The 12741-nt window shown below is 40.5% G+C and carries 11 protein-coding genes and 2 tRNA genes; 5 read left to right on the forward strand and 8 right to left on the reverse strand.

The window, feature by feature from the left end; all coding sequences use genetic code 11:
- The first annotated feature begins 39 nt into the window (after positions 1-39).
- Both AC1M9D_RS05340 and AC1M9D_RS05345 read left to right on the forward strand, forming a co-directional pair.
- Positions 40-951 carry a GAF domain-containing protein gene (locus AC1M9D_RS05340; RefSeq protein ID WP_481611664.1) on the forward strand — a complete coding sequence of 304 codons (912 nt, stop codon included), beginning with the start codon at positions 40-42 and terminating at the stop codon, positions 949-951.
- The gene (locus AC1M9D_RS05345) at positions 951-1145 is read left to right on the forward strand and encodes a hypothetical protein (RefSeq protein WP_481611665.1); all 195 of its coding nucleotides are present in this window, start codon (positions 951-953) and stop codon (positions 1143-1145) included. The genes AC1M9D_RS05340 and AC1M9D_RS05345 overlap by 1 nt, the downstream gene beginning before the upstream one ends.
- A gap of 39 nt (positions 1146-1184) precedes the next feature.
- On the opposite strand, the gene glyS is transcribed toward AC1M9D_RS05345, so the two are convergent.
- The gene (gene glyS / locus AC1M9D_RS05350; protein WP_481611666.1) at positions 1185-3254 is read right to left on the reverse strand and encodes a glycine--tRNA ligase subunit beta; all 2070 of its coding nucleotides are present in this window, start codon (positions 3252-3254) and stop codon (positions 1185-1187) included.
- The gene (gene glyQ / locus AC1M9D_RS05355) at positions 3254-4231 is read right to left on the reverse strand and encodes a glycine--tRNA ligase subunit alpha (RefSeq protein WP_035264216.1); all 978 of its coding nucleotides are present in this window, start codon (positions 4229-4231) and stop codon (positions 3254-3256) included. Before glyQ ends, glyS begins: the two co-directional genes overlap by 1 nt.
- A gap of 314 nt (positions 4232-4545) precedes the next feature.
- On the opposite strand from glyQ, the gene AC1M9D_RS05360 reads away from it, so the two are divergent.
- A complete protein-coding gene (locus AC1M9D_RS05360; protein WP_481611667.1) occupies positions 4546-5373 on the forward strand; it encodes a transglutaminase-like domain-containing protein in 828 nt (275 codons plus the stop codon).
- Positions 5374-5571: 198 nt separating this feature from the next.
- Complete coding sequence (locus tag AC1M9D_RS05365; RefSeq protein WP_035264211.1) at positions 5572-6681, forward strand: HPP family protein; 1110 nt, start codon at positions 5572-5574, stop codon at positions 6679-6681.
- Between the two features lie 69 nt (positions 6682-6750).
- On the opposite strand, the gene AC1M9D_RS05370 is transcribed toward AC1M9D_RS05365, so the two are convergent.
- The 3 genes from AC1M9D_RS05370 to AC1M9D_RS05380 form a co-directional block, all read right to left on the reverse strand.
- A complete protein-coding gene (locus AC1M9D_RS05370) occupies positions 6751-8160 on the reverse strand; it encodes an SLC13 family permease (protein ID WP_481611668.1) in 1410 nt (469 codons plus the stop codon).
- Positions 8161-8257: 97 nt separating this feature from the next.
- Entirely contained in the window at positions 8258-9040 is a 783-nt protein-coding gene (locus tag AC1M9D_RS05375; RefSeq protein ID WP_035264205.1) for a sulfite exporter TauE/SafE family protein, read from the reverse strand.
- A gap of 147 nt (positions 9041-9187) precedes the next feature.
- Positions 9188-9451, reverse strand: a complete 264-nt coding sequence (locus AC1M9D_RS05380) for a PspC domain-containing protein (protein ID WP_179998741.1) — start codon at positions 9449-9451, stop codon at positions 9188-9190.
- A gap of 270 nt (positions 9452-9721) precedes the next feature.
- Between AC1M9D_RS05380 and AC1M9D_RS05385 the strand changes: the two genes are divergently transcribed.
- Complete coding sequence (locus AC1M9D_RS05385) at positions 9722-10333, forward strand: hypothetical protein (protein ID WP_481611669.1); 612 nt, start codon at positions 9722-9724, stop codon at positions 10331-10333.
- Between the two features lie 91 nt (positions 10334-10424).
- On the opposite strand, the gene AC1M9D_RS05390 is transcribed toward AC1M9D_RS05385, so the two are convergent.
- The 3 genes from AC1M9D_RS05390 to AC1M9D_RS05400 all read right to left on the reverse strand — a co-directional run bounded on the left by AC1M9D_RS05390 (position 10425) and on the right by AC1M9D_RS05400 (position 12567).
- Positions 10425-10500: transfer RNA gene (locus tag AC1M9D_RS05390), tRNA-Lys, on the reverse strand.
- Positions 10501-10519: 19 nt separating this feature from the next.
- Positions 10520-10595, reverse strand: a tRNA-Lys gene (locus AC1M9D_RS05395).
- Between the two features lie 130 nt (positions 10596-10725).
- Positions 10726-12567 (reverse strand): long-chain-acyl-CoA synthetase, encoded by a 1842-nt coding sequence (locus AC1M9D_RS05400; RefSeq protein WP_481611670.1) that lies wholly within the window; start codon positions 12565-12567, stop codon positions 10726-10728.
- Positions 12568-12741: the final 174 nt, after the last annotated feature.

Below are 12741 nucleotides of genomic sequence, written 5' to 3' on the forward strand. Positions count from 1 at the left end.
AATAGTAGTAAAAATATACGCTTATAAATCAGGTTGGATATGCCTTCTTTAATTCTTTTAAATTCATTTTTTAAGTCAAGACTTTACAAAATTATTATTACTCTGATTGTGGCTATAAATGGTTATTTAATTTTTGCTATTTCTAATGATGATCAGAAATTAGTCCTTAAGACAAATCTTGGTAAAGTTGGAATATGGATTGTAGATTGCAGCGGTTATATAGTTTTCATATCTTTATTGGCTGGAGGATTAATAAGTATTTTCTTAGGGTGGTTACAAGAAAAAGTTGATGAAAAGAATGTATTAGATAGATTTGCAGTTGTTTTACTCGAAACTATAGAAAGCGTAGTTGAAGAGAAAAGGAAAAGGTTTGCGGATGCAGTAGTTTTGTTACTACAAAGCAATGCTAATCCCCCAACAATTAATACGGTTTTTAAAACTATTACACAGCCTGATATTCAAATTAAAAATATAATTAAAGCATTAGAACTTTGTTATAAAACGCTATATCCAAAAATTTATTTTAAAATAGCTCTTATGGATGTAGAAGGGGGAGAATTAAAAGACTGGGTCTATTTTTTACCTTATAAAGCTCGACCAGAAACACCAATAGATGTATTGAAATCTGATGATAGTGCCATATCACAATCTTTAAAAAACAAAGAAATAGTGATAGTTGAGGACGTACAGAAAGAGTTAAAAAAGAATGAAAACAAAAAATACATAAAAGGGAGTACAAAATTGAATGAAAATTGGTCACAACTTTGTTATCCTATTAAAAGCATCACTTCTAACGAAGTGATTTTTATCATTTGTATTGCTGCGAAGGAAGCTAACTTCTTTTCTGATAAAGAAGAGCATCTTACATCATACAAATGGCTCTTGGATTTTTTCAGCTCAAGATTGGCTCTAGAACACTCCTTAGCTGAATTAAAGGAAAAAGCGCGCTAATGACTAATATCGTTGAAATCAAAAAAATAAATAGCAATATTGAAAACTCAAGTATCTATCAATCTGATGAAGATGCAAAACAGATTGATTTAAATAATCGTTTAGTTAATTTAAGTGAACGTGTTCGTGTCGCTACACGATCAATTAGACATTTAGAAAAAGAACGAATGAGTTTTAGATTTAAATTTCGTTAAAAAAACCCGCTCTAAAGCGGGTTTTTTAATGCTAGATACTTAGTGCTGTAACACCGAAATATCAGCCACTTTCGTAAACAAATCACGAAGCTGTGCAAGCATACGTAAACGGTTCGCTTTTAATTCAGCATCATCAGCCATGACCATTACACCGTCAAAGAACGCATCCACTGGCGCACGAAGTGCAGCAAGTGCAGACAACGCAGCAGTGTAGTCTTTGGCAGCAAATAACGGCTCAACCTCAGGTGTAATTTTCGCAAGTTCAGCGAACAATGCTTTTTCAGCATCTTCAACCAAGTTCCCTTCAATCACTTGACCTTCAGGTGCAGCTTCTTTTGCAAGAATGTTTGCAACACGCTTGTTTGCAGCAGCAAGCGCAGCCGCTTCAGGCAATGCACGGAAGTGATTTACCGCATTTACACGCTTATCAAAATCAAGTGGTGATTTTGGTGATAACGCTTGAACCGCTTGAATTACATCAACAGCAACACCTTGGTCTTCGTATTTCGCACGGTAACGGCCTTCAAGGAATGCAACAGCATCATTTAAAGTCTTGTCATGATCTTTCAATACATCGCCATAAGCAGCAAGTGCAAGTTTGATCAAGTCTTCAATTGACACATCAAGCTCGTTTTCAGTCACTAAACGTAAAATACCAATTGCAGAACGACGAAGCGCAAACGGGTCTTTAGAGCCTGTCGGCGCTTGACCAATACCAAAAATACCTGTGAGCGTATCTAAACGGTCAGCAAGGGCAATCGTTGTACCTGTTTTGGTTTTTGGTAAAACGTCACCTGCAAATTTAGGTAAATACTGCTCACCTAAAGACTCAGCCACTTCATCATTTTCGCCTTCAAGACGTGCGTAGTAAGTACCCGCAATCCCTTGAAGTTCAGGGAATTCACCCACGAGTTCAGATGTTAAGTCACATTTTGCAAGAAGCGCAGCTTTTTCAGCGTCTTGAGGGTTTGCACCTGTAATTGGCGCTAAAGCAACAGCGAGTTTTGCAATACGTGTCGATTTGTCCCAAAGCGTACCCAATTCTGCTTGGAAGACCATGTTCGCAAGTTTTTCTTTACGAGACGCAAGTGGTTGTTTTTGGTCTTGTAAGAAGAAGAATTCAGCATCAGACAAACGTGGACGAACCACTTTCTCGTTACCTTCAATAATTTGTGTCGGGTCTTTAGACTCAATATTTGACACAGTAATGAAGTACGGTTGAAGTTTATTGTCGCTATTTACTAAGCAGAAGTACTTTTGGTTGTCCTGCATTGTTGTGATGAGTGCTTCTTGAGGAACAGCAAGGAAGCGTTCTTCGAAGCTTGCACGAAGCGCAACAGGCCATTCAACCAGTGCAGTCACTTCGTCACGTAAGTCGCTAGGTACAATCGCAATCGCATTTACTTCATCAGCTAAAGCTTTGACTTGACCGTCAATGATTGCTTGACGCTCTTCAAAGTTTGCCACAACGTAAGCCGCTTTTAACTTCGCTAAGTATTCATCAGCATGCGTTAAAGTAATTGCTTCAGGTGCATGGAAACGATGACCGAAAGTTACGTTACCTGCTTTGTGATCTTGAATTGTTGCATCAACAACGTCGTTGTCTTTAAGCAATACCACCCATTTTACTGGACGTACAAATTCGGTACGGCTTGCCGCTGAACGCATACGTTTCGCAATTGGAAGATTGTCCAATGCATTTTGTAAAATTTGTGGAAGTAAAGCATCAAGGCTTTGACCTTTGACATCTTTTAAGTAGCAAACTTTTTCGACTTTACCCGCTTGAAAAGTGGAGATTTGATCAACCGTGATGCCTTGACCACGCATAAAGCCTTCAAGCGCTTTAGTTGGGTTACCTTCAGCATCAAACGCTGCTTGTTTCGCAGGGCCATCAAAACGTTTTTGCGTATCTGCTTGCGCGCCATCTACATTTACGATTTTAAGGGCAAGACGACGTGGTGCAGCATAAGCTTCGATAGAATCAAACGCTAAGCCTGCCTCTTTTAAGCCTTTAACGGTTTCTGCTTGTAGTGCATCACGTAATTTTTTAAGGCTTTTTGGTGGAAGTTCTTCACAACCTAATTCGAACAAAACGGTATGTTTAGACATTATTTGCTCTCCTCAGATTTTGCTTCTGCTTCAACTTGTGCCTTTAACTGTGCCAATACTTCATCACGTAGAGCTGGTTCTGCCATTGGGAAACCAAGTTCCGCACGTGCAGCCACATAAGCATTTGCAATTGAACGCGCCAATGTACGTACACGTAAAATATAACGCTGACGTTCAGTCACAGAAATCGCGCCACGTGCATCAAGTAAGTTAAAGCTATGCGACGCTTTAACCACTTGCTCATACGCAGGAAGTGGAAGTTTTGCTTCGATTAAACGTGTTGCTTCAGTTTCATAGAAGTCGAAGAGTTCAAACAGTTTATCAACAGGTGCGTATTCAAAGTTATAAGTCGACTGTTCAACTTCATTTTGATGGAATACATCACCATAAGTCACTGTACCAAACTGACCTTTAGTCCAAACCAAATCGTAAACTGAGTCTACACCTTGCAAGTACATTGCAAGACGCTCTAAACCGTAAGTGATTTCTCCAGTAACAGGGTAGCACTCAACACCACCGACTTGTTGGAAGTAAGTGAACTGCGTCACTTCCATACCGTTTAACCATACTTCCCAACCTAAGCCCCACGCGCCAAGCGTTGGAGATTCCCAATTGTCTTCTACGAAACGAATGTCGTGTACCAACGGATCAATACCAATCGCTTTAAGTGAGTCAAGATACAACTGTTGGATGTTGTCTGGGTTTGGCTTAAGTACCACTTGGAATTGGTAGTAATGTTGCAAACGGTTTGGGTTTTCACCATAACGACCATCTTTCGGACGACGTGAAGGTTGAACGTATGCAGCGTTCCAAGTTTCAGGCCCTAATGCGCGTAGGAAAGTTGCAGTGTGGAATGTACCTGCACCCATTTCCATGTCGTAAGGCTGTAACACGACGCAGCCTTGCTCCGCCCAGTAGTTTTGTAAGGCAAGAATTAAGCCTTGGAAGGTATCAATATGCGATATGGCGCGACTCATGGTCATCCACTTAAAATTAGAGAAAAATTGTGCTTGATTATAAGGATTTTACAGGGGAGTGGCAAAGGGTTAATACGCTGAAAATATTTTGGAAAAAATTAAAATGGTCTTGATTCATGCCAGATTTTGCGCGGCTTTGCTGCAATTTTATGCTAGATCAGCAATGGGGTGAGATCTAAAAATCAGGAATAAATCAGATGTATAGCATCCTGTTCACTGAAGCGCGATAAAGTTAAACTGATCTCATACGATTGCGGTCTTAGAATTAGTTCAATCTTCACACAATATAATAATGCCTAATAATAAGGAACTTCATGACCACTTACCAAATTCAGTGTCATTTGAAATACAAGATTGTGCAACCTACCGAATTTATTTTTATGGTTCAGGTCGCCCATCATCCCGATCAGAATATTCTCGAAGAACAGCTCACCATGAATATGCCGGTCAAATGGCATGAATTTCGGGATGCTCAGCATCAAAACCGTCATATCCGGTTGCAACTCGAGCCTTGTGAGGCATTTGAACTGAATTATAGCGCGACAGTTACCCGTCAGCCGTGCATTCCTGTTGATCTGAGACAAAACCTGAATGAAGTCAAAATTCCAGACCTGCCGGATGAAGTACTACCTTATTTGCTGGCCAGCCGCTATTGCAATTCAGATTTATTACTAGAAATGGCGAAACGCTCATTTGGCTGGATGACACCCGGCTATACGCGTGTAAAAGCCATCGAACAGTGGATTTATAACAATATTTTTTATGTCTCTGGCTGCTCTGACCAGTTTACGACTGCGACGGATGTACTGATCCACCGGGCGGGGGTATGCCGTGACTTTGCCCATTTAGGCATTGCGCTGTGCCGTGCTTTAGGAATTCCGGCACGCATGGTAGTCGGTTATGTGGAAATTAAAAAGTTTTTACCTGACTTTCATGCCATTTTTGAAGCCTATCTGGAAGGAGGATGGGTGCAGTTTGATCCGACCCGTTTAGCTCCAGTCGACGAGCTGATTCGCATTGGCACCGGGGTAGATGCCGGAGATGTGGCATTCTCAACCTATTATGGTCAGGTCGAGCTGCTTAAAATCGAGCCTCTGATTAAACCTGAATGCGATAGCGGCGCTGAGGCTAAAATTACCTGACATGAATGATCTTATTGAAAATCCTATGAGGAGTTGAACCGTAAAAGAGAACTAGATGGATGACTGTTGCCTGGAGAGAGACTTGGCTTTTTAAACAGCATCCATTTAAGTGTAATTAAAAGATATAAAATGAATACATCTTTAAAGCGACTAGTTTTATAATGCGCAAAATCTGTAAACATTAAAATCAGGCGCGCCGTGTTCCATTCCAATCTTGACTGGCTCAATACCTTAAAACCGAATTTTAAAGTTCTTCCACTCAAAGACCGTTTACTCTGCGGTATTGGGGCACTACTGGGTCTCACGGTATCGTCATTACTGAGTTTATGGATTCTGGGTGATTTTGAAGCCTGGTATATTGCGCCGATGGGGGCCTCATCTGTGCTGCTGTTTGCAGTTCCGGCCAGTCCCTTGGCACAGCCCTGGAATATTCTGGTAGGTAATACTATTGCTGCGGTAGTGGGTGTGACCTGTGCCTTGTTTATTGCCAGTCCGACTGAAGCTTTTAGTCTGGCGGTGGCCTTGGCCATTATCCTGATGATGACCACAGATTCCCTACATCCACCCAGTGGTGCTGTCGCCATTACGGCGGTACTCGGCGGCAATGCGGTCCATGAACTCGGCTATGCTTTCGTTTTCTATCCGGTGCTGCTGAATTCGATCTTATTGATGGTAATTGCGATCGTCTTTAATCGAATGATTGGCAAGCGTTATCCGCAGCAGGCGCAATTGAATACCCGTTCCAAAGATCCGACCCCGACCCAGAAAGTCACTATTCAGCCGCAAGATATTCAGGAAGTACTAGATCAGCAAACCGAGCTGCTGGACATTAGTGAATATGACCTGCAAAAGATTATTCTGGAAGCGCAGGACCGAGCCAATGCCCGTGCGGTCAACCAGTTTACTTGTCAGGACATTATGACCAAAGACGTGGTGACCTTGCATGCCAATGATGATATTCAGCATGCACTGGACAAGTTTAAGCAGATGAACCTGATGAGCCTGCCGGTGGTTAATGCGGAAGGCAAGCTGGTGGGAACGCTGGCCATGTATCAGGTGGTAGAATGGTTTAAACGTGCTGCAGATGTGCGCAGCAGCTGGGAACATCAGGTCAAACATATTATGACCCGCAAGGTAGTCACAGTGCAGCCATTGCAGCCGATTCAGGATCTGGTGCCCTATTTTGTGGAACGTTCTTTTAACTATATCCCGGTAGTGAGCGAGCAGCGTCTGGTCGGAATTATTAGCCGTGCAGATATTATTGCTGCCCTGAATCAGGAACTAAACCATTTTAAAATGAGAGCTTAAAACTGTTTTAGATTGTCCTAAAAAAGCACCCAAGGGTGCTTTTTATTTGGAATCTGGATTTATTTAAACTTAGATAAAGAACCAGTAAATAAACAGGGAAACCAAGAAAATACACATGATATTCAGGACAAAGCCGACTTTCATCATTTCACTTTGTTGAATATGGCCAGTACCAAACACAATCGCATTCGGTGGTGTCGCAACAGGAAGCATAAATGCACAAGAAGCACCAATGCCGATCACAATAACTAAAATTTCCTTAGGCATACCCATTTGATCGGCAATCGCTGCAAAGACTGGTACTAACAGTGCAGCAGATGCAGTGTTACTGGTGAATTCTGTTAAAAAGACAATAAATGCTGCTACAACAAAAATAATCATCAATGGTGAGGTATCACCAAACACATTTGCAAGCGTTTGACCAAGTACCAATGAACTGCCTGAATCTTTTAAAATTGCACTGAGGGTTAAACCACCGCCAAATAAAAATAAAACGCCCCAATCTGTATTTTCAGCAACTTGTTTCCATGTTGCAGTACCGATAATCACGACCAAGCATGCTGCCAGAACAGCAATCCAAGTATCAGGTTGTGAAATACCAAAGTTCTCGGTCAGCTTTTTGCTGAAGATCCAAGCAATAGCCGTACAGACAAACAATACCATTGTTGCAATTCGAGTACCCGTCCAAGGAATATCCTCAGTCACAAATTGCACTTTATGATTGAGCTTAGGTCTAAGTACCAAATAAAGACTCAAGAGCATGGCAGGTAAAATAAGCAGCATCATCGGTAAACCGATTTTCATCCAATCTGCAAAATCATAGTCTAAAGCTTTTGCTGCAATTGCATTTGGTGGAGAGCCAACCATCGTCCCCAAGCCACCAATACTTGCAGAATAGGCAATACCTAACAGGATAAAAACAAATGTTTTTCGATCTCGACTGACATCTAAATGTGAAAGTAAACCAAGGGCAAGTGGAAGCATCATTGCTGCAGTCGCCGTATTTGAAATCCACATAGATAAAAGTGCTGTTACAGCAAAAATCGCTATTACAGAGATGCCGAGATGACCACCAGACATAGAGATGATCCACATCGCAATTTTTTTATCGAGCTTTTGAATATGCAGCGCGGTCGCTAATGCGAAGCCACCAAAAAATAAAAAAATCACAGGATCTGCAAATGTAGCTAATGCCGCTTGTGTTGTGATTGGTATAAGCTCATCGCCTTTAGCCATAGGCATCGCGAGAAGAACTGCGAGTACGGGTACCAATAGGGCGGTAATCGTGATGTGGATGGCCTCAGTCAGCCATAAAATGCCGATAAAGCAGAGTAATGCCAAACCTTTATTGGCATTTTCATCATAGGGTAAGACTTGATAGAGTCCATAAGAAATAAAAGCGGCGATCAATATCAACACCCAACCTTTGATGAGCCCTTTAGGCATCATGTTGGTTGGGGTCGCGAGTTGTTCCGTCATATTCGCTCCTTTTGAATGTCGCTATAGGTTTTATAGTTGCATGTATTAAACTTCTTAATTCTGAAGAATGAATATCCTTATCACTTTTCAAAATATACTATTTAAACAATGAAATCGATTGTTCTAATAAATTATAGCTTTGCCACAGGGCTTGAATACCGAGCAAAAGTAATAGGATCAATACTGTATTTTTAAAAAACTGTTGAGAGATGTGTTGCCTGATCAGTCCGCCGATCCATACCCCAAATATTGCAAAAACACAGATCAACATGACTAAAAGTTGTTGATGCTCATCAATATTGACCAAAATTGGGTAAAGTAGAAGGAGTTGTATCAATTTGCTGGCGATAAAGCTTAAATTACTCACGATCACAATATCGGTTTTACTCAGCTGACAGCTGAGTAAATACATCATTAGAAATGGTGCCATTGCATTGGTAGCACCACCGATAATGCCTGCTAACAGACCGAATATCAGCATATTGAGCACTGACGGGCTGACGGTGAATGAATGTTGTCGTAATTGATCAATCACATACAGCACCATCACCATGCCAAGTAAAAGCTTTAAATAACCTTCATTGAGCCACAATAAAAGTTTTACCCCAAGCAGACTGCCAACTAAGCTACTTAGAATAAGGGGAAAAAATCTTATGCTGTAGTGTTGAATGCTCTGCCATATTGAATACTGAGGGTGAGCAGTTAGCAGAATTAAATTTAAAATGAGACAGGGAAGAATGACCAAAGTGACAGCGAGGCTGAGCGGGAGTTGAGTAGAGAGTACGGCGGTACTCATCATGGGAAAGCCGAAACCGCTCAGGCCATGTAATAATGCGGCCAGTGCGCATAGCCACAATACCATCCATTCCGACTGTGCCATTGATTGTCCATATTTATTGTTTTGTTCAAGTTAGCGCTATTTTGAGAAAGATGCAAAATGAGAATAAAAAAAACACGATAATTGGGGGAAATTATCGTGTTAAAAAACTCACCCGAGGTTGTGTGGGTGATTGAGGGTAAACTCAAGTTAAAGCGGTGATCTGTCCTGGTGTACAGTGCGCATTGGACGATCATAAGTATTTGAATGTTCGTGCTGAACTTTATTTTTTGGCATCACTAACCAAAGCACTAAGTACACTAAAATTCCTGGAAATGCAGCGCTCATCACTGACACTAGAACAAAAATAATTCGTAATAAATTCGCATTCCAACCAAAACGTTCAGCAATACCACCCATCACACCAGCAATCATGTTAGAGCGGTTTGAGCGATATAAACCAACATTGGCCATTGAGTTCTCCTTTAGAACCTAAAATAGTCATGAAATAGACTTCGCAATTTCTCTTTAACGTTTGTCTATACATTTTATATGGAGAATAATTTTTAGTTTTAAAGGAGATTATTCACAAAATATCGTAATTTTATGTAATGAAAAAGATAAAACCTTGATGTGGTATAGGTTCTGGATAATTAGACAGAACATGCTAATACTTGTATATCCCTATTTTATAAGGATAATATTTTTATACATCGCAATTTATGAAATGGCTCAAGATATAAAATGATGAATTTAAATTTTAAAGTTCATTCAATCTCAATGTTCAGCATTATCGCCATCATGAATATTGCACTTGCAGCATGTAGCCAGAATGAATCGCCACACATTGAACACATCAACCAAATTCAGGAGTCGCATACGCCTGAGTCTTCTAACTCATTAACGAATGTCGCAGGTAAGGCACGGCCTCCAATTCAAGAGAAAGCGGATACAACACCGCAGTCTGTTGCTAAAGAATGGCAAAAATTTGTAGGTCGTTACCAAACCACGATGCAATGTGGTGATGGCTTTGCTCGTTGTGATAAGGGAGAAGCTGAGTTTATTATCAATTTATTGGCTGATGGCACAGCTCATCGTATTTTTATGCATCGTGGTAAGGTTGAATTTACAACGCAACGTCAATATCGCCAAGATCGTTGGTTGTATGATCCGCATCACCATCAAATCATTATTTTGAGAGAGAGTGGGGTTCAGTTTTTTTACGATTTGGATGAGCAGGGTAATATGGTCATGGATCTTGATAAAATTGCCAATGCAACGCAAGTGAACCAAACTTTCTTTAAAGACAATCCGCTTCCGTCACGTGCATATACTTTGCAACGTCAAAAGCTTTAAAGACATAAGAATTGATACTCTATAAGGGTAGCTTGTATTATATTGCAGGCAATAAAAAAGCCTTTCAATATGAAAGGCTTTTTTAAGAATCTGGTGGGTCGTCCGCGACTCGAACGCGGGACCAACGGATTAAAAGTCCGCTGCTCTACCAACTGAGCTAACGACCCATATGGGTTTCAAAATAAGTGGTGGGTCGTCCGCGACTCGAACGCGGGACCAACGGATTAAAAGTCCGCTGCTCTACCAACTGAGCTAACGACCCATCTCGTTTTGATGTTGCGTATTTTAGCAAGTTATTTGAGTAGCGCAAGTAAAAAATATAAAACTTTGTTACGTTTGGCTAGAAATGACACAATTTCGTGTTTTCTAGCCAAAAAACAATCGATTTTAGCTTAAAAACGATATTTATACTGTTCAATATTTTTCAGAATCTCTTCATTTAAATCGCAATATGCATCTTCATTTGGTAATAAAACCAAAATACGATCTGAAGTTTTGTCTGGAAAATAAGCTTCTTCCTTTAACTTACTCTTTTGATATTTAAATGTTCCTGTAGTTTCGAGTGTTTTCTGTACACGTAAGAACACTGGAACCGCATAGCTTGGCAAAGACTTCTTAAAGAACTGTGCCATATCGGATAAATCTTGCTCATTTAGTTCAGCACCTTCTGCTAAAGTGATGGCTGCCATACCTGCACGACCGTTAGTATTTGGAATCTCAACGCCGTATACCACTGCTTCTGTGATCTTTTCATAATCACTACAAATATTTTCAACTTCAGTTGTAGAGACATTCTCACCTTTCCAGCGAAAGGTATCACCGAGACGGTCAACAAATTGAGCATGGCGGCACCCGATATCTCGCACGAGGTCACCTGTGATGAAATAAGAATCTCCTTTGGTAAAAACATCATGCATGATGGAGGATTTATTCTTTTCTGGATCGGTATAACCATCAAATGGCGAGCGATTGGTAATTTTACCAATCAATAAGCCTGTTTCACCTTTTTTGACTTTAATACAATGACCTTTTGCATCACGAATAGGAGCTTCTTTTTCCTTGTCATATTGGATAATGGCATAAGGAATAGGAGAGAAACCTACGGTATTGTCGAAGTTTAAAATATTGGAAAAGCCGACATTACCTTCACTTGAAGCATAAAGTTCGAGTACTTCTTCAATACCAAAGCGATTTTTAAATTTATCCCAAATATTTGGACGCATGCCGTTACCAATCATCTTGGTGACGTGATGATTGCGATCTTGGTGTGATTCAGGAGCATCTAGAAGATAGCGACATAGCTCACCAACATAACCAATTGCTGATGCATTAAATTTTTGAACATCTTTCCAAAAAGAAGAGGTTGAGAACTTACGACGAATCGCTAGTGTCGAACTACCAGCAATTACACCACACCAGCACACTACCATGCCTGTAGCATGATAAAGCGGTAAAGTGACATACATAACGTCATCTTTATTTAGATTGAGGACATGACCATATGTGCCATACGCTAACATCCAACGACTATTGGTAAAGACTACGGCTTTTGGTAAACCTGTTGTGCCAGACGTATAGATGTAGAATAAGCCGTCAGCACCAGTCACCTTATGTGTTTCAGCTAGATTATCTTTAGATTCAGATAAAATTTCTTGTGCAAGATTATGATAGCCTTCAGGTGCTTGACCAGCATTTTGGCGTGTATTTTGATCAGCAAACCAATAGAGCTTATCTTTTGCGACAGTCAGTTGTTCGCGTACTTCATCTACAGCTTCACGGCATTCTTCACCGACAATTACGCCGATTGGTTTAACCAAATTAATACTATGGGTAAGTACCTTACCTGTTTGAGACGTATTGACGAGCGCTGAAACAACCCCAATTTTTGCAAGACCAATGACGGTGGCAATAAGTTCACTACGGTTTTCAACAATGACCGCAATCACATCACCTTTTTTTGCACCTTTAGCGATGTAGTAGTGCGCAATTTGGTTTGCCCAATCATTTAGTTGTTGGTAGGTATATTTCTGATCTTCACATAACAGCGCAATACCTTGAGGATTTTTTTGCGCTGCACGCTCAAAAGCGAGGGCAAGACCTGCTGGCGTTTTAGGAGTACGTAAATAAGCCTGTTTGAGCCCGACAAGAATATTTGGCAACTTCGTGACCAAATGTGGGAGTCGTGCTGCTACGTCTTTGATTCCAATGAGATCGTTTTGATAAGTCTGGCTCATACTGGTCCTATTTTTTGTGATATTCCGTTTAGTCTTTAATTTTTCGCAAGTTTTTTACTTGGTTTTGTCACTGAATATCTTATCCATTTTGAAAAATTGATCAATTCTGAACAGGATTTTTCAGTCAAAACTTTAAAGACCATAACAAAAAAACCTAGCCACCGTAATGACTAG

The sequence above is a fragment of the Acinetobacter sp. ANC_7682 genome, from assembly GCF_056779795.1.